Genomic DNA, 21325 nt, shown 5'->3' with positions numbered 1-21325 from the left:
CAGACAAGGGTGTGTGACGCGGCCGGAAAATGTGGACGAAATCCGGTTAATGATGTTATTGCGTCACCCATCGACAAGACACAACGCTAATGACAGATTGAATAGGTTGAAAGAGATGTTGAAAAAACTTTTTGCTGGATTTTTGTGTTTGACCCTGGTTTGGATGATGTGGGGGGAAGTGGTTCCGTCGAACTCGAACCATTTCGCTTCAACTGCGATCGCCGCTTCGTTTGAAAACGGCCAGTATCCCGTTCAACAAGCTGAATATAACGACGCCAACGGCGAATATACGTTGATGTTGTTGAATACCCCACGGGGGCGATCGCCGATGTACGCGACGACGGATTTACAAATGATGCCGCTGACAGAGGAAGAAGTCGAAGCGAGTCAGCGATCGTATTTGCAACTCGACAACGGACAAGCGGTGTTGCATTTGGCACAGGATTTCCGCATCGGCTACGTTCACAACGTTACGGAAACTCAAACCAATCCCCAAACGGGACAGACGGAAACGGTGGTGGTGCGTCGCGAATCGAGCTTCTGGACGCCGTTTGCGGGGGCTTTAGCGGGTCAGGTAGTGGCGAATATGCTGTTTTCACCGACGTACTACGTTCCTCCCATGTACCAACCCGGTGGTGTGATGACAGGATACGGCGGTTACGGAAACACCTACAGCCAAGCGGTGAACCGCTACCAACAGAAACATAACGAACCGCCAGCAGCGGTGAAGAACCGCCAGCAGTTGCGGACGACGGGAAGTCTGCGGAATTCCTCGAATCAGAAAGCTAACCGACGCCGGACGCGCACGTTGAATCGATCGACCGGTTCGGGATTCGGTTCGAGTAAACTTCGTGGCGAATCGAAGCGATCGACCACCCGCAAACGGACGACGGGTTTCGGTAGCGGTCGTTCGAGACCGCGATCTCGGGGTGGTTTTGGTCGCCGCCGTTAACTTGCGGTTCTGATTCAGAGATTTGAACGGAGAAGCGTTGTATCCCTCTCCTAAGAAACAGACTCGAGGGGAGAGGGATAGCTTCTGACAACCCCGTTTCAGATGCCGCTAAAGCGATCGCCCAAAATCAATGTAAGTCCTGGCGTACAGGGACTTTACAGCGAGGGCTGCAAAACAGGGTTTTCAAACCTGGATTCCGTATCATCCTTAATTTTCCTCGTGAAAAATGGTCGAAAGAAAGAACCCCGGCATCTCCAAAATACCGGGGTCGCGATCGCCAAAACTACTTCAACCCATCGGCTAACTGCTGTTTCGCCGCCTCTAATGCTTCGGGTAGCTTACTGGCATCCCGTCCCCCAGCTTGCGCCAAATTGGGACGACCGCCACCGCCACCGCCGCAGCGTTTGGCAATGCCGCCGATGAATTTTCCGGCCTGCAAGCCTTTCTGATTCACCCCTTTACTAAAGGCTGCCACGAGACTCACTTTCCCAACGCTTGGAATGGCACCCAACACCACCGCCGCTTCGCCGAGTTTCTGTTGCAAACGTTCGGCGGCGGTTTGCAAGGATTTCGCATCGGCGGTTCCCAAATTCGCCACCAACACTTTAAACTCACCCACCGATTCCGCTTCGGATACCAAACTGTCCGATTTGGCCACGGCGAGTTCGGCTTGGGTGGCTTCGAGTTGTTTTTGGGTGGCTTTGAGTTCCTCTTGCAGACTGGTGATGCGATCGCTGACTTCTTCCGGTTTGACTTTGAAGCGATCGCACAAGTCTTTCACCACGCGATCGCGCAAGTTCAAATAATCCAACACCGCCGGGCCGGATACCGCCTCGATGCGACGAACCCCGGACGAAATCCCCGATTCCGAGACGATTTTGAACGCGCCGATTTCCGCCGTGTTGTGGACGTGGGTTCCGCCGCACAACTCCATCGACACCCCCGGAAAATCGATAACCCGGACGACATCGGCATATTTTTCCCCAAACATGGCCACGGCACCTTTGGCTTTAGCGTCTTCAAGCGGCATTTCCGCCACTTGCGCCGAATGTGCTTCTGCAATCCAGGTATTCACCAAGTCTTCCACTTGTTGCACTTCGTCTGGGGTGAGTGCGCGAGGACAGTTGAAGTCGAACCGCAGGCGATCGAACGCTACCAAAGACCCCGCTTGCGATACGCCGTCATCGACAATTTGCTTCAACGCCGCTTGCAGTAAGTGAGTGGCGCTGTGGTTGGCTTGTGCGCGGCGGCGACAGGCGCGATCGATCTTGGCGGCGATCGCTTCTCCAGTATTGAGGGTTCCTCGTTCCACGCGGCCGAAGTGAACGAAAATGTCGTTTTCTTTCTTCACGTCGTCGATGCGAACCACCACGTTATCCCCAGAAAGATAGCCGCGATCGCCGATTTGTCCGCCGGATTCGGCGTAGAAGGGAGTGCGATCGAGAACCACTTGCACCTCAGTTCCCGCCTCAGCCGACTCGACAATTTTTCCGTCCACTAACAACGCTTCAATTTTCGCCGTAGACTGCACGTCGTTATATCCTAAAAACGCCGTGGCGTGAATATGTTCGGCCAGTTTGTCCAAACTTCCCTGAACCGTCAAATCGATGGTTTCGTGAGCGGCGCGAGCGCGTTCTCGCTGTTTTTCCATTTCCGCCTCAAACGCCGCCACATCGACACCGATGCCGTTTTCTTCCGCGATTTCCTGGGTCAGTTCTAAGGGGAAACCGTAAGTATCGTACAGCGTAAAGGCATCTTCCCCAGAAATCTGTTTCGGCTTGGCTTCGAGGATTTCTGCCAACAGTTTTTCGCCGCGTTCCAAGGTTTTGAGAAACTGCGCTTCTTCCCGTTCCAATTCCGCTTTAATGAAACTGTCGCGATCGCGAACGTTCGGATACACCGCTTCAGAAAGCTGCATCGCCGTTTCTGCAACTTGGTTGATAAACGCGCCGTCAATTCCAATCAAACGACCGTGACGCACCACCCGACGAATCAGGCGACGCACCACGTATCCCCGTCCGATATTAGAGGCAGAAACCCCGTCGGCGATCGTGTGAACCACCGCACGAACGTGGTCGCCGATGACTTTCAACGACACTTTGGTTTTATCGTCGGATTTGCTGTAGTCAATTCCGGCAATTTCCGCCGCTGTTTTAATAATCGGAAAAATCAGATCCGTTTCGTAGTTATTGGGGACGTCTTGCAGCACCTGCGCCATCCGTTCCAATCCCATCCCCGTATCGATGTTTTTGTTTTGCAGGGGGGTAAGATTGCCGTCGCTGTCGCGGTTGTACTGCATGAAGACGAGGTTGTACAGCTCGATAAAGCGGCTGTCGTCCTCGAGATCGATATCGGTATCGCCTTTTTCGGGGTAAAAATCGTAGTAAATTTCCGAACAGGGACCGCAGGGGCCGGTGGGGCCGGATTTCCAGAAGTTATCGTCTTCCCCCATCCGTTGAATGCGGTGTTTGGCGATGCCGATGTCTCGATTCCAGATGTCGAAGGCGTCGTCGTCGTCTTTGTAAACGCTGACCACGAGGCGTTCTGGGGGTAAGCCGTACACTTGCGTCATCAGTTCCCAACCCCAGGCGATCGCTTCTTTTTTAAAGTAGTCGCCGAAGCTGAAGTTCCCCAGCATCTCGAAGAAGGTATGGTGTCTGGCAGTGCGTCCGACGTTTTCGATGTCGTTGGTACGGATACACTTTTGCGAGGTGGTGGCGCGAGGATAGTCGCGTTCCTTCTGTCCCAGGAAGATGGGTTTGAAGGGCAACATTCCGGCGATGGTGAGTAATACCGTCGGATCTTCGGGAACGAGGGAGGCACTCGGAAGCCGTTGGTGTCCGCGTTTTTCAAAGAATTGTAGGAATTGTTCGCGGATTTCGCGACCGCTCATGTACTGGGGTTGGAAAGACATCGTGGGTTTGACTTCGGTGGACTGCGGTGAAGGGCATTTTACCCCGTTCTATTGATATATTGTAGGGTTATGGGTGGGGAAAGGGCCGAGGAAGTCAACGGGGATTGACAGTTCGTGATGAGAAGGATATGACACGATCGCGCGAGATCGGAAAATCCGTCGGTTTACAGGAAGCCGCTCAACTTTTAGGGGTGACACCCCAGGATGTTTTTACCTGGGAGAAAAAGCAACTCATTAAAAGTTATCTCGATCGCAACAGAAATCGAGTTTTCAACCTGGAAGAACTTCAAGAATTCGATCGAATGCGGCGGGGCGATCGCACCGAAAATCGTTATCGAATTTTGCAAGCAGAAAATCAGACGAATTTTACCGCGATCGAACTCTTTGCCGGGGCGGGGGGACTGGCGTTAGGCTTTGAAAACGCCGGAATTCAGCATAAACTCTTGGTGGAGTGCGATCGCACTTGCGTCGAAACCCTTAACAATAACCGCCCCAATTGGCAAGTTATCGGCGATGACGTGGCCAAAATCGATTTTTCAGACTTTCGCGATCGCGCCGATATCGTCTCCGGTGGATTTCCCTGTCAAGCCTTCAGTCACGCTGGCTTTCGTCGCGGCTTAGAAGATGCGCGGGGAACCCTATTTTTCGAGTTTGCGCGTTGTGTTTGTGAAGTTCAGCCCCAAATTGCGATCGCAGAAAACGTCAAAGGCTTACTCACCCATCAAAAAGGAGAAACTCTCCAAATCATGTTCGAGATTTTAGAAAATCTCGGCTATCAAACGGACTATAGAGTGGCTCGCGCCCAATTTTTAGATGTTCCCCAAAAACGCGAACGACTCTTTATTATCGCCACCCGAAAAGATTTAAACCTACAGCCGATCTTCCCAGTCGAAAAAAGCTACTCGATTTCCCTACGAGAAGCCTTAGAAAACTGTCCCACGTCCCCCGGAATTCAATACAACGATCGCAAGCGTCAAGTGATGGAACTCGTTCCCCCCGGCGGAAATTGGCGAGATTTACCCGTCGAGGTACAAAAAGACTATATGAAAAACAGCTATTATCGAGGGGGCGGACGCACGGGATTCGCCAAACGATTAGCTTGGGACGAACCCGCTTTAACCTTAACTTGTAGCCCCGCACAAACCCAAACCGAACGCTGTCATCCTGACGAAACACGACCTTTAACCGTTCGCGAATACGCCAGAATTCAAACCTTTCCCGATCGCTGGAAATTCGCTGGAAACCTATCGGCGCAATACAAACAAATCGGTAATGCAATTCCCGTTAATTTGGCCTATCATATCGGACAGAGTGTCGTGGCGACTTTGCGCCGGGAAACCCCAAAACTCCTGCAAGTCCCAGAATCCCAAGAACGTCAGCTAAGTATTCCTGGGCTGGAAATTTAACAAATCGCGACTCAGACGATCGCGTGGCGATGGGGTCAGATTTTTGTGAATCTTTTTTAAATCTCCCCAAAGTTCCCTGTTCCCTTCGAGTTCGATGGGTTACAATATTCCTAGCCATTCGCAAGTCTCACCTGAGATGACACTTCAATATTCGATTCCCGAAACAGATAAAATCGGCTCGGCGATCCTGTCGGAAAAGCGATCGAAGTACGGTGCCAAAAAAAGCCTCGAAGACGTATGGGAACCCGTCGAAACCGCCAGTCCAGAAGTCAAAAAAATTATTGAAGACGTTTTAAAAATCGAACGGCGTCGCCTCTACACCCAAAAAACCTACGGCGTCACCCACGACGTTTTACAAGTCATCTACAACGCCATTCCCGAATGAAGCTGATTTCCATCAAGTTGAAAAACTTCCGTCAGTTTTACGGCGAAACTCCCGAAATTGCCATCGCGGGAGGTCAACTCAACACGACAGTTTTCCACGGAAACAACGGTGCGGGAAAAACCGCGTTAACCAACGGCTTTACTTGGGTTCTCTACAACCGTTTTAGCGCCGCTTTCGCTTCAGAAGACCAACTCGTTAACAAACGCGCTTTAGCCGAAGCCGAACTGAAAGAACCCGTCGAATGTCAGGTGGAAGTCTGCTTCGAACACGATCGCGTCCGCTATTTAGCAAAACGCTGGTGTCGCGCCTACAACACGAAATCTGGGGTTGAATACGGCGACAGTCAGTTTAGTTTGCAGTTCGCGCGGGAAGACGGACGTTGGATGTTTCCCCAAGAACACCCGGAAGACGTGGTGGCGCGAATTCTCCCCGAAAGTCTGCATCGCTACTTTTTCTTCGACGGAGAACGCATCGAACAACTGATGCGAAACGACAAACGTTCGGAAATCGCTCAAGCGACGAAAACTCTGCTGGGAATTAACGCGATCGATTTGGGAATTCGACATCTCAAAGAAGCGCGAAAATCCTTGGAAAATAACCTCAAGGGAATTGGAAACCCGGAAACCAAAAAGTTTATACGGGAAAAGCAGCGAAAAGAACAAGAATTAGAACACTTAGAACGCCGCGCTGAGGAAATTCAAGAAGAACTGGCGCGACAGGAGGAGTTGAAACATACCCTCAACGGACACTTGCTGGAGTTGAACGGCGCGGAACAGTTGCAAAAGACGCGAAACACTTTGGAGGCGCGACGTCAAGAATTGGTCGATCGCATCGCTACGGCGCGGCGAGATATCGCGCAGGTGGTTTCAACGGAAGGTTATACGGTGTTTTTGTCCGACGCGACGGAGACATTTCGCCAGTGGGTGCGCCAGTTGCGGGAACGGGGGGAGTTTCCCCGAGGAATTCAACGGGAATTCGTCGAGGATTTGTTGGAACACCAACGCTGCATTTGCGGAAGCGATCTCAAACCGGGTTCGTCGTTGTTTGAACGGGTGCGGGGGTGGACGCAGAAAGCGGGAAGCGCCGATGTGGAGGAGGCGGCGATTCGTACCAGTTCGCAAATTGAGGAAATCGACAAACAAGTGGAGTCGGTGTGGGAACGGCTCGATCGCCTACAGGAAACTTTGCGCGACGGGTACGAGGAACTCGAACAGGTAAAGGCGCAGTTGGAGGAAACGAAAACCCAGTTGCGGGACTTCCCCGACGAGGATATTCAGCAGTTACAGCAACGCCTCGATACGGTGGAGGCGCGATCGCAAGAGTTAAACCGAGAAATTGGCGCGAACCAACAGCAACGCACCACCTTAAAACGCGAGATTACCAAGTTAGGAAAACAGGTAGACCAGCAGCAGATGAACGAACGCCGCCAACTGTTGGCCCAGCGGCGGATTGCGGCGACGGAGGAGGCGATCGAACGGACGATCGCCGTTAAAGAACGGTTCGAGGAGAAGTTTCGACTGTCGTTAGAAGAACGGGTTCAGGCGTTGTTCCGTCAGATTTCTTTTACGCCGTACCGTCCCAAGTTGAACGAAAGCTACGAGTTAATGTTAGTCGAAGAAACCTCGGGACGAGAGCAATTGGTGGCGGCGTCCACGGGAGAAAATCAGATTCTCAGTTTGTCGTTTATCGGCGGAATTATCGACGGGGTACGAGAGTGGAGTCAGCGCAATACGTTGATGGGTCCCGATAGCAGTACCTATCCCATCGTCATGGATTCGCCGTTTGGGAGTTTGGACGAAATCTATCGGCGTCAGGTGGCGAAGTCGATTCCCCGGTTGGCGAATCAGTTGGTGGTATTGGTGACGAAGACGCAATGGCGCGGTGAGGTAGCGGAAGAAATGCGCGATCGCATCGGTTGCGAGTACGTTTTGCTGTACAACTCTCCGAAACCGGATTGTGAGGAGGACGCGATCGCACTTCACGGAACGCGATATCCCCTCGTCCGCCGCAGTCCCAACGACTTCGAGTATACGGAAGTGATTCCGGTGAAAAAGTAGTTTTTTACAGTCGTTTCGTTAAATTGGAGAGGGGGCGATCGTAAGTTTCAAGCCTTTCAAGTTGAGACGTTTAAAACGCAGTAAAATCTTAATAATTTGTGGTACAATAATCTAAAAAAAATTCACGTTAGCGATCGGCCTTACACTAAAATAGATTTTCGTCAGATCGGCTCTCTCACGTAATTGATGAATACCCTCGACCCCCTGCAACTCGAACTTCCCATTCATCTGGTTTCGGCAAAAAGTAAGTTTTCCTTTGTGGATTTATTTGCCGGAATTGGAGGGTTTCGCATCGCCTTAGAACGCCTTGGCGGTCAATGCTTGGGATATTCAGAGATCGATCGAGACGCCGTACAAATCTATCAAGCCAATTTTATCAGCTATCTCAATCGCGACGAACCCAATTTAGGGGACATCGTTAAAATCACAGAATTACCTCGAAATCTCGACGTTCTCGTGGGAGGCGTCCCCTGTCAACCCTGGTCAGTGGCGGGGAAATTAAAAGGCTTTGACGATCCTCGTGGCAAATTGTGGTTTGATGTTTTACGACTGACTCAAAACAGTCAACCGAAATCCTTCATTTTTGAAAACGTTCGAGGCTTAGCCAATCCCAAAAACCAGAATAGCTTTGAATTTCTGTTGAGAAAATTTGAAGAAATCGGCTATTGTGTGAAATGGAAAATTCTAAATGCTTATGATTTTGGTTTGCCTCAAAATCGCGAACGCGTGTTTATTGTCGGGATTCGTAAAGATATCGCACACAATCAAGAATACAAATTTCCCCAACCCCTCGATCTTCAGCCAAAACTGTTAGACATCCTCGACGAATTTCACAATAGCGAGATTCCTGAAAAAGCCAAACTCGATCCGGAAATTATCTTTCAGAGCGATCGCATTCCAGCTTCCCGAACGCGATTTCAAAAAGACGACGAGTTAAACGACTTTTTCATTTTTTCCGATTTACGAAACGGTCACACCACCATTCACTCTTGGGATATCACAGACACCACGGAAAAAGAGAAATTAATTTGCTTGACGCTGCTTCGCAACCGACGGAAGAAAAAATACGGACATAAAGACGGAAATCCGTTATCCTTTGAGGATTTAAAAGAATTAATTTCCGATTTAGAGAGAGAAGAATTAGATACCTTAGTCCAGAAAAAGATTTTCCGTCAAACTGCAAATCATAAATACGAGTTTGTTAACTCCAAAAATATGTCGGGAATCGATGGCGTTTATCGCATCGTGATGCCGAATTCCGATGTCGTTCCGACGTTAACGGCGACGGGAACTAAAAACTTTTACGCAACTCGTTTTATCCAAGCTGATAATCCCGAGAAGTACAAAGCCAAATTTTTAAATTTAGTCTATAAAAAAGGTCGATATAAATCCTTCGCAGCGAAGCATTTTTGTCGATTGCAGGGATTTACCGATGACTTCGTGTTTCACTCAGACTCGAAGAAAGCTGGTAAACAGTTTGGGAATGCGGTTCCCGTTCCTGTGGTATTCCATGTAGCGAAGGAACTAATTCGGATCGTCTTGTGAATAGAAAATATCTCGAAACTCTCGACTGAAATTTTCTTCAATTTTCTTCGTAGCGAAGGAACTAATTCGGATCGTCTTGTGAATAGAAAATATCTCGAAACTCTCGACTGAAATTTTCTTCTTGTCCGAGTTCTATAAAAATATTTTCAATTTGCTGCCACGTTCCTTCTTCTCCCGAACAAAAATCCCAGAACTTATCTTCTACCCAGGCTTCTGCTGGCGTTAAAGGAGAAACCCGCTTTCCTTGTTGTTCCCACCAATCTTTCTCGTAGGGGTTAAACGGAAAAGCAATTCTCGCCTCAAATTGGCTTTCGGGATTTTGACAAAATCGATACGCATACCAATCGAGTAACTGTCGGTTAAATTTTGCACCATCTCCTCGATTAGGTTGATTGGTTTTCAAATCGAACGCATATTCTCGATCGCCTTTGGTAAAATATAGATCGACTCCCCTTCCAGCAGAAGGTTTGACAAAGTTTTGGATTTGGCTTCGATCGATCTGTAAAGCCACTTGTCTGATTTCCTCGCGACAGGCGACTAAGGAAATTCCAGAACTCGATTTACGCTGTTCTTCGAGATCGGATACTTTATGCTGTATGGCTTGAGGATAGGGATTGGGTTTTAATAATTGCTTGGGATCGCAAACGCTAAAACCATTACTCGCAGCTAAAATTCTCGCAATGGGTTCCCAAACCGTTGTCCCCATACTGGTTTCAAGTCAACCAATCAAAGAACGAATGCGACGTTCGGTTGGGAAGAGGTAGTTTAAAACATGAAAGTTACGAGGTTTGCGGTTTTTGAAATACTTACGAATCGATTTTTTGAGAGATTCTTTAACGATCTTTTTAGTGTTTTTTTCCATTACAGATAGAGTTCTCGAGCGTTCGATTTTTTTAACATATCTATGACGCGATCGCAATGAAGCAGAGACCCATCGGTTGCGAGTACGTTTTGCTGTATAACTCTCCGAAACCGGATTGTGAGGAGGACGCGATCGCACTTCACGGAACGCGATATCCCCTCGTCCGCCGCAGTCCCAACGACTTCGAGTATACGGAAGTAATTCCGGTGGTGAAGTCATCGGTCTAAGCTTTTGAGAGTTATTCTCAGTGGATACAGAGGCGATCGAGGGGTTGGAGGTGCGATCGCTCCTGGCTGAAAGCGTCTCAAACCCTTGCTCTCGGTCGTTTCCACTCAGCTCTCTAGATTTTTTTGAAAAATACTTGCAACAGTGTTGACATATATTTTCAACAAGCGTATACTGAATTCCAGTGTTCTCCTCTAAACAGACAAGGTTCTCCTCTCTCTTGGGAGAGCGTGCGGGCGGAGTTTATCGATTAGGGCCGATAAACTCCGCTTTTACAGCTTGCAAACAGGGGTGAAGGAAATTTTAAGAAGCGAGCGTTTTCGGGAAGTGTTTCCAACGAACTCATTCTTCTTCATCCGCTAGGAATGCTGCTTCGTAACTACTCAGTCTCGTATCTAAATGACGATAGAGTTCGTCGAACGTTACACAGTGAATATGTTTAGAATTGACCATAAGGCGATCGCGTCGCCATCGCAGTCGATCGCGTTCTCTTTGCGCGAGTCCTTCTAATCGACCCACGATTAGTATTCCTTCGTACCCCGTAAACTCGCGACCAAAACGAGAGACAAACTCTCGTGTATATTCCAGAGACGATAACTTCCAAAACCAATCGACAACTTGGCTAAAACCATGCTCGAAACGACTTGACCCGTTAGGAGTTGTTTTATTTCCCTTTGTTTGAAAAATACTGGTTTAACTGGCACTTTCAAATTCTATAAAAGCGTACCATCCTGGTTCTGAATCTCCCACCACTAAATCTGCTTTCAGTTATAACTCAATGACTTGGCGAGTTAACTCCTGCCATAAAATCAGTGTATCTGACTTTATGGCGATCGCACCGACATCACCCGTTCAAAAGAGCTTCAACAAACTCATAACTGGAGAAAGGACGTAAATCCTCAATTCCCTCACCGGCTCCGACAAAACGGATGGGAAGCCCCAGTTGTTCGACCACCGCCAGAGCCACACCACCTTTCGCCGTTCCGTCGAGCTTGGTGAGAACTACGCCGCTCAATTTCGCCGCCTCTGCAAAAACTTGCGCTTGACGCAAGCCGTTTTGACCCAAGGTTGCATCGAGAACTAACAGCGATTCGACTTTCGCATCGGAGGCTTTTTTGTCGATGATGCGGCGAATCTTGCTGAGTTCGTCCATCAGATTCTTTTTGTTTTGCAAACGTCCGGCGGTATCGACGAGCAGTAATTCGACATCGCGAGACTTGGCGGCGGTAATTCCGTCGAAGACGACAGCGGCGGGATCGGTGTTCTTTCCGGGGTTGGCGATGACTTCCGTTTCGCTGCGTTGACCCCAAATTTTGACCTGTTCTACCGCAGCAGCTCGGAAAGTATCGGCGGCGGCGATTATGCAGCTATAATCAGATTTTTTCGCCAAATGCGCCAGTTTTCCAATGGTGGTGGTTTTTCCGGCTCCGTTTACCCCCGTCATCAACCAGATGTTGAAATGGTCTTTTTCGGGGGTGAACTCGCGATCGTAGCCGTTCTCGAAGGGGCGATCGAGAATGTCGCGAAGAATCTGTTTGAGATAGGCGATCGCTTCTTCAGGAGGAAGACTTTCTTCGCGCAGTTTAGCTTGTAAGGTTTCGATAATCTTGTCGGTAGCTTCGACTCCCACGTCAGCTTGTAACAGCAACGCCTCGATTTCAAAAACGGCGTCTTTGTTCAGCGGACCTTGACCGACGATCGCTTTAAGCTGGTTGATGAGTCCGAGGCGGGTTTTTCCTAATCCCTGACGGAGTTTTTGCAACCAGGTAATTTCTTCGATCGAAACCTCGTCGGGACGGCGGCCTTGAGCGGCCAGCACTTCAGCCGACCAAACAAAGTCTTCATCGAAGGCGATCGCGGGAGTCGGTTCGGGGGTGGGTTCTTCTTCGACTGGGGTTTCGATCGCTTCGGCTTTCAGGCGATCGAGTCGTTCTTTTCGTTCTTCTGCGGCTTTCGCCCACGCCGGAACGTTCGTTTCGGAAACGGGTTCTGGTTGTGTTTCCTCGACTTCAGAAACTTCTTCAGAAACAGGTTCTGGTTGTGTTTCCTCGACTTCAGAAACTTCTTCAGAAACGGGTTCTGGTTGTGTTTCCTCAACTTCAGAAACTTCTTCAGAAACTTCTTGAAAAACGGGTTCGACTTCAGTTTCTTTCGCTTCTTCCGAAATAGTTTCAGTTGTTTCTTGAATTTCCGAAATTTCTTCAGAAACTTCTTCCGTTACGGCTTCCACTTCAGAAACGGCTTCGGCAGGTTCTTCAGAAACTTCTTCCGTTACGGCTTCGGCAGGTTCTTCAGAAACTTCTTCCGTTACAGCTTCGGCAGGTTCTTCGGAAACTTCTTCCGTTACAGCTTCGGCAGGTTCTTCAGAAACTTCTTCCGTTACGGCTTCGGCAGGTTCTTCGGAAACTTCTTCCGTTACGGCTTCGGCAGGTTCTTCGGAAACTTCTTCAGAAACTTCCAGTTGAGTCGGCTGCTGTTTTTGAATATTTTGATAAGCCGCTTTTGCCCAAGCCAAATAATTCTGAGCCGGGTCAGCTTCAGCCGCTGTTTCCTCAGCCTCTTCTGCCTCTTCTCCCGTTTCCTCCACCGTTTCTTGAGTGTCCTCCACTGGAGGTTGAGTCGATTCGTCTTCTTGTCGATCGTCGCGATCGAATTGACGGCGGAACCAATTAAACACCATAGCTCGTTTGCCAGAAAGTCGTCAGAGAATGCCGAAGTCCACGTTACTTATCGTACAACGCTGAGACAGCGCTTAGTTAGAAGAAGAGGTCGCTTCAGCTTCAGAGTTTAATAAATCGACAACGCGACGCAAGACGCCGTTGACGAAACGGAAAGAGTTGTCGCTGCTATAGCGTTTGGTGAGTTCGACCGCTTCATCGATCGCCACCTGTTCGGGAATTCCGAGATATTGCAGTTCGGCCACCGCCAGACGAAGAACGTCTTGTTCGATGCGAGGTAAACGCTCGAGTTGCCAATCGACGATCGCGCGATCGAGCAACGCGTCGATTTCCGAGCGGTTCTGCGTCGCCTGCATCAACAGCTCGAGGGCGAACTCGCGGACGTTGGCTTGACCGGCGAGCTGTACGAACTCCGGTAATTCGACCGCCATTCCCAAGCGTTCGATGGCCTGTCGCGTCAGTTCCATCGCGTCGGACACCATCGCCTTAGCACTTTTAAGATCGGTGGTGCGCGTTTCGCTTTCAAAGAGGCGATCGCTTCCCCGCTTGAGTTCGGCGGCGGCGGTTTCGAGGGCTTCGTGAGCCTCCAGCGTCATCGCCCGAACCGCAGCCACGACAATATCGCCTAGCTGTTGTTCGGTGAGTTTCTCAGGATTTTTCGGCAACTGGCTCAAACTCAAAAGTGCCAGTTCGCGGGCGATACTGCGGGCTTGCATAGACCGGGTGTAGAGTAGAAAACGACAGCGAGGCGGCGGTGGGGTTACGCGTCTTCTTCAATGGGAACGACATCTTCGATGGCAACCGCTTCTTCAACGGGAACGGGTTTGTTCTTCTTCCGCGAGAGAAGCTGTTCGAGTGTCGGCCGTTGCGGTTCGACGGCTGCCCCATCGGGAGGGGTCGGACAGACGATTCCCCCCGATATCAGGATTTTAAACGCATCCTCGATCGAGAGCTTGACATCGATCGCGTCCCGTTCGGGAATAATAGCGTACCATCCCGTTGTCGGGTTAGGGGTCGTCGGCACGAAGACGCTCAACATCGATTCGTTCATGTGGGTTTGAATTTCGCCGCTAATGGCTCCCGTCACGAAAGCTAACGCCCACAGTCCTTTGCGGGGATACTCGATGAGGACGACGCGGCGGAACTTGGTACTCGAATCTTGCAACAGCGTTTGTAGGAGCTGTTTGAGAGTTTTGTACACCGATCCCGCCAACGGAATTGCCTGAACGATGTTTTCTCCGAAGTCCAGCAGCCATCGTCCGACGATGTTGCGGGCCATCAAGCCGATCAGCAGGATTCCGAACAGGGGAACGGCAAACCCCACAAGTAAGTTGAGCAGGTTGACTAGAATCGGGTGCAGCCCGTCGAAGGGGTTTAGCTGTTTGGGAATGCTTGTCAGAAAGCCGATCGTCCAGTTGGCGATGACGAGTGTTAGCCAAATCGTCGTCGCTAACGGGATGATGACTAACAAGCCTGCGATTAAATCGTTTTTTAGGTCTTGCTTTAAGCGTTGGAGCACAGATCTCTCACTCGTATCGCCATTCATATAAGCCGATCTCGTCGTTCGGGATATCCAAAACGATAGGGGGGGTTACCCGTTGTCTTATATTAATTGTTAACGCTTGTAAAGAATTGTTGCAAGCTCGTCGGATAGACGAAGACGGGGCAACGATCCCCGATACGTTCGTAAACGGCTGTGTGTATCAAATGTAACATCTTAGAGGTAAAAATGCTGGAAAACCGATGAGGCGAGGTGAGTTTTCCAGTTTTTGAGACTTGGCGTTCCCGAAGAAAGGCGATCGCCTCGAGTGCGATCGCCTGAGAAACAACAGGTTTCTCGCCCCTCGATCGCGATCGTTAAGCTTGAGAAGAGGAACCTTCCGAGGGGGTTTGTAGCGTTACGGAACCGTCCTCTTCTTCAGAAGACGACAACGATTTTGGCGGTGGAGGAATCTGTCCTTTACGCTTGAGTTCGTCGACTTTTAACAAAATCAAGTATTCATAAAACGCCTGCAAAGTACACCAGGCAAAGCCCGCATGTCCGTCGAAAAGTCCCCCCAAGACAAAATACATATAAACAAATCGCACCAGAGGTCGAAACGGAAGGCGTAGCGATAAATCTTTCAAAGCCCGCCGCCGCTCGACTTCCGATCGCCCGAAAAATAGCTCGTGCCAACGCACGTTGCCGTAGTGCAGTTGGCGCAAGGTTTCGATCGCCTCGTCCGTCGAATATCGATTGTGTTTCTCGATCCAGCGACTCAACCCTTTACCCGAAGTGTAATGAGGATACGTCTCTTTGAGAAATCCCGTTTTTCCGTCGCAGACTTCCCGTTCGGTGTGTCCGTAATCGTCGAACCACACCTTCTCCTTGCAGAACAACCGCAATTGATAGCGAGGATATTGCGTACTGCGGCGAATCCAGCGATCCATAAAAATCACCCGTTCGGCCACGTAATACCCCACAACATCGTCGTCTTCAGAGCGAGTCTCGCGATCTCGTATCGTCTGACAACATTCCTCAAACAGTTCCGGAGTCATACGTTCGTCCGCCTCGAGGATGTAAACCCACTCGTACTTCGTCGGGATCGATCGCAGCATCCAAGTGCGTTGTTTGCCGTGACTTTCAAACCGATGCTGTTCGACGCGTACCGGATAGCGACGAGCGATATCCACCGTTCGATCGCTGCTCAAGGAATCGACGACAACGACATCGTCGGACAATAATGCCGACTCGATACAGTCGGCGATATCAATTTCTTCGTTGTAAGTAAGAATGTAAATCGAAAACATAGGCTGACGAGCGATCGAATAAAAAAAAGGTATCGCACCCTGCGGCGTCCGAACGACGCGATCGCGATCGATCCACGTCGTGCGAACGAACCGAGTCGAGCGGTAGATGCAGCCACCGTAGGGATCGAGTCGTTCGGCTCGAGAGTTTCCCGAGAGAGATCGGCGCGACTCTAATTCGACGGGACTTGGCGGCCGCCACGACGAGGTCTCATCATGCCTTTTAGACCCGTCCAGCCAATGACAATGTAACCGATAGCCAGTAACAAGCTACTAATTCCAATGCGAAAGGCAGATTTCCAAGCAGCCAAGCGCGTTTCTTGCTCGAGTTCCTCTTCGCGTTGGCGAATCCGGCCTTTAAGCTGTTCGGGTAGTTGCGACGCTTGCTGGTCGAGGAACGACCGAATCGCCTCGGGGTTCTCTTGAGACTCTTCGAGGAGTTGGCGCAGAGCATCGGGAGTCTGTTCGCTGGCTAAGATCTGCTCTCGCTGCGCTTCGTTTTCCAACAGCGTCTCTAACTGCTGTTCGAGTTGGGTTCGCTGTTGTTCGAGCTGCGTTTGGAACTCTTCACTACTCAGTTGTGTGTTGAGTTGGGTTTCCGCTTGACGAGCTTGTTGAGAGATGTCTTCGAGCCGTTGGTTGCTCTGCATCCGCACGTCGTTAAAATGAATTCCCGTCAGCAACAAAAACAACAGTCCCAGCAAACTCGAGAGAATGAGTCCCCAAAACCGCAAATCTTGCCATTTTTTACGGGGCATCGCCGTTGCTGCCCCGGCCGTCCCCATCCAGTATCCCGCAAACAGGAGCGCCAAGCCGATCATAGGAATAATACCGCGATCGACGAACGTGGAAGCCACTTGAAGGCGCCACTGTAAGGTCAGAGGCTGATACGGAGCCGGAAGGATCAGGTAATCGAGCAGAGACGACACGATCAGGAGAAGTCCAACGATTTTTAGGCTGCGAGCTGCTAAAGACGATGGTTGACGGGTGGTTGTCGCTTTCATAAGCTGTTGGTAGATCGATCGATTTTCCCTTTCCAAGTTAGCCGATCGCGTTGCGTTTGAGTCAATTCAACGGGCGACCGGCGAAAACGACTGCTCCGCGCTCGCTTCCGACGCCCCCATCGCGCCAAATTTTCCCAGTTTAAAGTGGTTACAGACTATCGCCCCCAAGTCCGTCGCGTTCTCGTCCTAACACTGTTACTGAACCTGTTCGTTTTAGCCCTCAAAGCGACGTTGGGGCTGTGGACGGGATCGTTGAGCGTAATTGCCGATGCCTTACACAGCGTTACCGATAGCGCTAGTAACGTATTGGGGTTGGTGACGAGTCGCCTGTCGTCCCCGCAACCCGATCGCGACCATCCTTACGGACACCAGAAATTCGAGGCCGTCGGGGCGATCGGGATCGCAGCGTTTCTCGGCGTCGCCTGTTTGGAAATTTTGAAAGGCGTCGTCGATCGCCTGTTTTTCGGCGGTCGAGAGGTGGCGATGGCCTCTTGGGTGTTGTGGCTGATGTTAGTGGTGTTGGGGGTTAATATTCTCGTGGCTTTTTACGAGCGGCGCGTCGGGGTGAAGCTGGGTAGTAAAATTCTCATCGCCGACGCCCACCATACGATGAGCGATATTTGGATTACCATCACCGTGATCGCCGGGCTGATCGGCGTGTGGGTCGGCTATCCTTGGATCGATTTGGTGTTGGCGATTCCCGTAGCGGCGTTGGTCTTTCGCAGCGGTTGGGAGGTGTTGCGGGAAAATTTACCGTGGTTGGTAGACGAAACAGCGATCGCCCCGGAAGCCATTCACAAAGCGGTGATGGAAGTTCCCGGCGTCCTCAACTGTCACGATATCGCCTCGCGGGGACTCATCGGACGACAAGTGTTCGTGGAAATGCACTTAGTCGTCGAGGCCAAAGATGTCGAAACGGCTCACGATATTACCGAAGCCGTCGAAGAACAGTTAGAAAAGCGGTTTAGCCCCGTCCGCGTCATGATTCACATCGAACCCCCCGATTACAAATCCGAACAAATTAGTTACGGTGAAGGGACGATCCATTGAGGTGCGTCTTTTGCTCGTTTGCGATCCCATCGACCGACGAGATGATGAAAAGCCAAACTTCACGGTTTCAACGATTTGAAGACTTTTACCCCTATTATTTACAAGCCCACGAAAACCCAACCTGTCGTCGCTTGCACGTTCTCGGGTTGGGGGTGGCGATCGCGGCGGTGGGATACGCCATCGTTACGCAAACCTGGTGGGCGTTGGCGATCGCGCCGGGATTCGGCTATCCCTGCGCCTGGTTGGGACACGCTTACTTTGGTAAAAACGTTCCAGCTACCTTCGGCTATCCGCTTTACAGCTTCAAAGGCGGAATTTTGATGTATCGCGATATGTTGAAAGGAGACGTACCGTTTTGAGGAAAAATTTCTTAAAACGATTAGATCGATAGGGTTTTGTTGCGTTTTCTCAAGTTTCGATCGCCAGCCAAAGCGATCTGATATAAGTTGGGTGCGATCGCTTTCAAGGAGACCGACCCGAGATGGAATCGAACCCGATCGACCCCCAACCTCAATACGAATTCGATAACAGTCAAAACGAGCTGATAGGCGATCTCTCGAACAAAATGGGCTTTGTGGCCATGTTCTTGATCGTCATCGGAATTTTAGCCCTCGTCAGTAGCGTTCTCAATTTAATCTCAGCGTTAGCCCAAGGGAACGCTGCCGCCGCGATCGCCGCTTTAGTTCAAAGTATTGTTGTCGCGGTGTTCTATCTCGTCGTGGGCAATTGGACGCGCCAAGCCGCCAATGCATTCCAACAAATCGTTAAAACCCAAGGTCACGATATCGAAAACTTGATGGGGGCTTTAGGAGAGTTGCGTAAGCTCTACGCCCTCCAATATTGGCTCCTGGTCATTATGCTCGTCGTCTTTGTCGTCATGCTCGTTATCGCACTCGTTGCCGGAATCGTCGCGAATTCAGGTTAAAAGAACACGGCTGTCTGAGGGCGCTTGGCTTACTATATTAAAATTAAAAAGATGTGAGGGAGTCGGCATCCTATGGCGAACGCAGAACACCTCTGGACTCTCAAACGAGGCGTAGAGGTTTGGAATCGCTGGCGGGAAGAGAACGATCGCATCGTTCCCAACTTGCACGATGCCGATTTACGAGGATTGAAACTCGCCGGGGCGAACTTACGCCGCGCCTGTTTGAGCGAAACGTCCCTGAGTCTGGCGGATTTGCGGGAAGCCGATTTACGAGAAGCCGATTTGTACGAAGCAGACTTATTCGAGGCGAACCTCGACAGGGCGAAGCTCGATCGCGCCTATTTGTTTCGTGCGAACTTTTACCGAGCCTCGCTCTACGGCGTCTCTCTCTATCGTGCCATGCTCGGACGGGCGGATTTAACGAAAGCGTCGGTGCGAGATGCGGATTTGACGGAAGCCAGTTTGAGCGAAGCCAATTTAACGCAAACGAACTTTACGGGATCGAATCTCTCGAAAACCTTTCTCAAATCGGTTCGCGCCATCGCAACGGTGTTCGACGAGGCGATTTTGACGGGCGCCTGTCTGCAAGACTGGCAAACTGACGGTGACACTCGCCTCGAACGGGCGGTTTGCGAGTTCGTATTTTTCGAGTACGACGTCAACCAGCATCTGTTTCGCCGACGCTATCCTCGCAATCCCGGTCAGATGCTAGAACCGGGGGCGTTGGCTGCGTTGTTCGCACCGAAACCCCAGGTGTTCGGCCTGTCGGTGTCGGCGTCGATGTCGTGGACGGCGTTGCGAGAAACCCTCGAGACGTTGCAGACTACTCGTCCCGAGGACGAATTGCAACTGTCGGCGATCGAGCAAACGGAGGCCGGAAAACTTGTATTGCGCCTGTCGGTGTCGGCGAAATCGGACGTGCTAGAGGTCGAACGGTTGTTTCGTCAGGAATACGATCGCGTCTGTCAGCTCGAGGGATCGGTGTTGGGGTCGGCGACGACGAACGGAAAACGCGCCGCACTGTTCGATATCGTACGCGTGTTGTCCGATTGTGAAGGAATGGGGGGAAGTCGGACGTAGAGACGCCTGGGGAATCGGGAACGGAGCTAAGGTTGAGAGGGCGTTCAAAGGGTGAAGGTTTCGGTGACGCTACAGTCGTTTAATTCGACTTTGAGGCCGAAGACTTCTCCCGGCTCGCCGCTGAATTCGAGTTGTACGCTTCGGGTACTGCGGGCTTGGGCTTTCATGATGCAGATGCGATCGCGATCGAGTAGTTGTAGAGATAGGTGGTAGGGAAGTCGGCGATCGTCCTGTTGGGGATAAATGCGCGTCCAAATGTCGATGTCGCGATCGCGAGCGGTGTCGAATCCCACTAGCATCACCACGGATTCCTCGTGATTTTCAAAATGGAGAACTTTAACGGCTTCGATGGCGGAGTGGCAGAGGTGCGATCGAAATTTATAAGTCAGTTCCCAAGGCGGATCGGGTAAGCTATCGATGGTTTGCCAACCGGACTGAAACAGTTGGTTCCTCCAAGGGAGCAGCGCGATCGCTTCAGAGGGTAAGGGTTGAGGAAGGCGAGCGAGAAAGGCTTCGATGGGATGCCATCGGTTCAGGAGAACGGTGGTCGTCGAAACGGTATCTAAAAAGCCAGCGGGTCGGGCGATGTCTCCGGCTTCAGAGAACCAAACGGCGGCGTAACCGACGCGATCGAGCGCCCTCCGACCTGAGAGATCGACGGTGTCGTCTCTAACCGCGCAACATTCGACGCGACCCCATCCCACGATGGGTAAATCCGCCGGACGAGTTTTCGAGCCAAACTGCCAAATTTCGCTGGCGTTGAGATCGGTTTCGACCTGCTGAGCGCGACAGTAGGACTCCATGACCAACACGGCGAGAACGTTGAAGTAGATGTGCCGTTCGTCTTGGCTTGAGGCTCCCCAGTGACGCCGCGCCCTCGCCACTCGTTCGGCTACCTGCTTCATGGGTTCGGTCACCGGAACGGCTGACGTACGACCCATTGCAATATCGACCATAGCTCCACTCCAGAAAAGATCGGAGGACGCCACGAAGATACGTCCCTCTTGGTTCTCTCGCCACAAACGCTGCAACTTTTACGGCTTTTGGAGACTTTTGTAATAAAAATTAATATTCAAAACCGCTCGATCGCGATATGAAAACCGAGCGATCGATAGTGGTTTTATCGTGTTTTCATATTGAGTTTTGTATTTTTAATCAGATTGAAAGTCGAATTTTACTATGTTTAAATCGATCGTTTTAACAATTAAAATTACTCACGCTTCGTTGAATTCAAGATTTATTTTATGAGAAAACATGAAAATGTATTTATTTTTTATCAATAAATATTTCCTCGACAAAAACCTTCGATCGATTGGGTGCATCTCAAAAATGTAAATTCATCGAATTGGGCGCACTCAATTTCCAGATCCCCGGCATCTCCAAGATGCCGGGGATCTTATACCAGAAGTGCTAATCGGGAATTTTGCCACCCCAAACTGATGTTTTTGCAAAAGT

The 21325-nt window shown here is 50.6% G+C and carries 19 protein-coding genes; 10 read left to right on the top strand and 9 right to left on the bottom strand.

The genetic code is table 11. The features are described from left to right. The first annotated feature begins 115 nt into the window (after positions 1–115). The gene (locus POG22_RS06680; RefSeq protein WP_498904327.1) at positions 116–952 is read left to right on the top strand and encodes a hypothetical protein; all 837 of its coding nucleotides are present in this window, start codon (positions 116–118) and stop codon (positions 950–952) included. A 283-nt stretch (positions 953–1235) separates the two neighbouring features. Here POG22_RS06680 and alaS read toward each other — a convergent pair whose 3' ends face one another. Continuing rightward, positions 1236–3866 (bottom strand): alanine--tRNA ligase, encoded by a 2631-nt coding sequence (alaS, locus tag POG22_RS06675; RefSeq protein ID WP_498904326.1) that lies wholly within the window; start codon positions 3864–3866, stop codon positions 1236–1238. 128 nt (positions 3867–3994) lie between these two features. On the opposite strand from alaS, the gene POG22_RS06670 reads away from it, so the two are divergent. From POG22_RS06670 to POG22_RS06655, 4 genes are all read left to right on the top strand, one after another. Beyond that, positions 3995–5272: a DNA cytosine methyltransferase gene (locus POG22_RS06670; RefSeq protein WP_498904324.1), complete on the top strand. Its 1278-nt coding sequence runs from the start codon at positions 3995–3997 to the stop codon at positions 5270–5272. A gap of 136 nt (positions 5273–5408) precedes the next feature. Next, entirely contained in the window at positions 5409–5657 is a 249-nt protein-coding gene (locus tag POG22_RS06665) for a hypothetical protein (protein ID WP_498904322.1), read from the top strand. Further along, positions 5654–7714: an AAA family ATPase gene (locus POG22_RS06660; protein ID WP_498904320.1), complete on the top strand. Its 2061-nt coding sequence runs from the start codon at positions 5654–5656 to the stop codon at positions 7712–7714. The genes POG22_RS06665 and POG22_RS06660 overlap by 4 nt, the downstream gene beginning before the upstream one ends. Positions 7715–7900: 186 nt before the next feature. Next, positions 7901–9259 (top strand): DNA cytosine methyltransferase, encoded by a 1359-nt coding sequence (locus POG22_RS06655; RefSeq protein WP_498904318.1) that lies wholly within the window; start codon positions 7901–7903, stop codon positions 9257–9259. 61 nt (positions 9260–9320) lie between these two features. Here the strand turns inward: POG22_RS06655 and POG22_RS06650 are convergent, their stop codons facing one another. Next, the gene (locus POG22_RS06650) at positions 9321–9965 is read right to left on the bottom strand and encodes a TdeIII family type II restriction endonuclease (protein WP_498904316.1); all 645 of its coding nucleotides are present in this window, start codon (positions 9963–9965) and stop codon (positions 9321–9323) included. 212 nt (positions 9966–10177) lie between these two features. Here POG22_RS06650 and POG22_RS06645 point away from each other — a divergent pair, with 212 nt between their 5' ends. After that, complete coding sequence (locus POG22_RS06645) at positions 10178–10348, top strand: hypothetical protein (protein WP_498904347.1); 171 nt, start codon at positions 10178–10180, stop codon at positions 10346–10348. 340 nt (positions 10349–10688) lie between these two features. On the opposite strand, the gene POG22_RS06640 is transcribed toward POG22_RS06645, so the two are convergent. The 6 genes from POG22_RS06640 to hpsJ-B form a co-directional block, all read right to left on the bottom strand. Next, complete coding sequence (locus POG22_RS06640) at positions 10689–11033, bottom strand: Shedu anti-phage system protein SduA domain-containing protein (protein ID WP_498904346.1); 345 nt, start codon at positions 11031–11033, stop codon at positions 10689–10691. A 157-nt stretch (positions 11034–11190) separates the two neighbouring features. Beyond that, positions 11191–13026 carry a signal recognition particle-docking protein FtsY gene (gene ftsY, locus POG22_RS06635; protein ID WP_498904315.1) on the bottom strand — a complete coding sequence of 612 codons (1836 nt, stop codon included), beginning with the start codon at positions 13024–13026 and terminating at the stop codon, positions 11191–11193. A 72-nt stretch (positions 13027–13098) separates the two neighbouring features. Further along, positions 13099–13740, bottom strand: a complete 642-nt coding sequence (gene nusB / locus POG22_RS06630) for a transcription antitermination factor NusB (RefSeq protein ID WP_017660535.1) — start codon at positions 13738–13740, stop codon at positions 13099–13101. 44 nt (positions 13741–13784) lie between these two features. Beyond that, positions 13785–14570 (bottom strand): DUF502 domain-containing protein, encoded by a 786-nt coding sequence (locus POG22_RS06625; RefSeq protein ID WP_063718925.1) that lies wholly within the window; start codon positions 14568–14570, stop codon positions 13785–13787. Positions 14571–14881: 311 nt separating this feature from the next. Beyond that, positions 14882–15814, bottom strand: coding sequence for a glycosyltransferase family 2 protein (locus tag POG22_RS06620; RefSeq protein WP_498904314.1), 933 nt, complete (start codon positions 15812–15814; stop codon positions 14882–14884). A 170-nt stretch (positions 15815–15984) separates the two neighbouring features. Beyond that, entirely contained in the window at positions 15985–16815 is an 831-nt protein-coding gene (gene hpsJ-B / locus POG22_RS06615) for a hormogonium polysaccharide biosynthesis protein HpsJ (protein WP_017660538.1), read from the bottom strand. Positions 16816–16959: 144 nt separating this feature from the next. Between hpsJ-B and cdf31 the strand changes: the two genes are divergently transcribed. The 4 genes from cdf31 to POG22_RS06595 all read left to right on the top strand — a co-directional run bounded on the left by cdf31 (position 16960) and on the right by POG22_RS06595 (position 19870). Continuing rightward, positions 16960–17865, top strand: coding sequence for a CDF family zinc efflux transporter Cdf31 (gene cdf31, locus POG22_RS06610; RefSeq protein WP_063718927.1), 906 nt, complete (start codon positions 16960–16962; stop codon positions 17863–17865). Between the two features lie 44 nt (positions 17866–17909). Further along, entirely contained in the window at positions 17910–18224 is a 315-nt protein-coding gene (locus POG22_RS06605; RefSeq protein WP_498904344.1) for an Mpo1-like protein, read from the top strand. 122 nt (positions 18225–18346) lie between these two features. Then, a complete protein-coding gene (locus tag POG22_RS06600) occupies positions 18347–18790 on the top strand; it encodes a hypothetical protein (RefSeq protein WP_017660541.1) in 444 nt (147 codons plus the stop codon). Between the two features lie 72 nt (positions 18791–18862). After that, positions 18863–19870: a pentapeptide repeat-containing protein gene (locus POG22_RS06595; RefSeq protein ID WP_063718929.1), complete on the top strand. Its 1008-nt coding sequence runs from the start codon at positions 18863–18865 to the stop codon at positions 19868–19870. Between the two features lie 44 nt (positions 19871–19914). Here the strand turns inward: POG22_RS06595 and POG22_RS06590 are convergent, their stop codons facing one another. Next, a complete protein-coding gene (locus POG22_RS06590; protein WP_498904312.1) occupies positions 19915–20826 on the bottom strand; it encodes a DUF1822 family protein in 912 nt (303 codons plus the stop codon). Between the last annotated feature and the right edge of the window lie 499 nt (positions 20827–21325).

The sequence above is a fragment of the Geitlerinema sp. CS-897 genome (assembly GCF_028368005.1).
GTDB classification, from domain to species: domain Bacteria; phylum Cyanobacteriota; class Cyanobacteriia; order Cyanobacteriales; family Geitlerinemataceae; genus Baaleninema; species Baaleninema simplex.
This window is presented reverse-complemented; position numbering and strand designations above follow the sequence as displayed.

Bases quoted from the DNA above. Each gene is read 5' to 3' on its own strand.
- POG22_RS06680 (WP_498904327.1), top strand. From the start codon at position 116: ATGTTGAAAAAACTTTTTGCTGGATTTTTGTGTTTGACCCTGGTTTGG.
- alaS (WP_498904326.1), bottom strand. From the start codon at position 3,866: ATGTCTTTCCAACCCCAGTACATGAGCGGTCGCGAAATCCGCGAACAA.
- POG22_RS06670 (WP_498904324.1), top strand. From the start codon at position 3,995: ATGACACGATCGCGCGAGATCGGAAAATCCGTCGGTTTACAGGAAGCC.
- POG22_RS06665 (WP_498904322.1), top strand. From the start codon at position 5,409: ATGACACTTCAATATTCGATTCCCGAAACAGATAAAATCGGCTCGGCG.
- POG22_RS06660 (WP_498904320.1), top strand. From the start codon at position 5,654: ATGAAGCTGATTTCCATCAAGTTGAAAAACTTCCGTCAGTTTTACGGC.
- POG22_RS06655 (WP_498904318.1), top strand. From the start codon at position 7,901: ATGAATACCCTCGACCCCCTGCAACTCGAACTTCCCATTCATCTGGTT.
- POG22_RS06650 (WP_498904316.1), bottom strand. From the start codon at position 9,965: ATGGGGACAACGGTTTGGGAACCCATTGCGAGAATTTTAGCTGCGAGT.
- POG22_RS06645 (WP_498904347.1), top strand. From the start codon at position 10,178: ATGAAGCAGAGACCCATCGGTTGCGAGTACGTTTTGCTGTATAACTCT.
- ftsY (WP_498904315.1), bottom strand. From the start codon at position 13,026: ATGGTGTTTAATTGGTTCCGCCGTCAATTCGATCGCGACGATCGACAA.
- nusB (WP_017660535.1), bottom strand. From the start codon at position 13,740: ATGCAAGCCCGCAGTATCGCCCGCGAACTGGCACTTTTGAGTTTGAGC.
- POG22_RS06625 (WP_063718925.1), bottom strand. From the start codon at position 14,570: ATGAATGGCGATACGAGTGAGAGATCTGTGCTCCAACGCTTAAAGCAA.
- POG22_RS06620 (WP_498904314.1), bottom strand. From the start codon at position 15,814: ATGTTTTCGATTTACATTCTTACTTACAACGAAGAAATTGATATCGCC.
- hpsJ-B (WP_017660538.1), bottom strand. From the start codon at position 16,815: ATGAAAGCGACAACCACCCGTCAACCATCGTCTTTAGCAGCTCGCAGC.
- POG22_RS06605 (WP_498904344.1), top strand. From the start codon at position 17,910: ATGAAAAGCCAAACTTCACGGTTTCAACGATTTGAAGACTTTTACCCC.
- POG22_RS06600 (WP_017660541.1), top strand. From the start codon at position 18,347: ATGGAATCGAACCCGATCGACCCCCAACCTCAATACGAATTCGATAAC.
- POG22_RS06595 (WP_063718929.1), top strand. From the start codon at position 18,863: ATGGCGAACGCAGAACACCTCTGGACTCTCAAACGAGGCGTAGAGGTT.
- POG22_RS06590 (WP_498904312.1), bottom strand. From the start codon at position 20,826: ATGGTCGATATTGCAATGGGTCGTACGTCAGCCGTTCCGGTGACCGAA.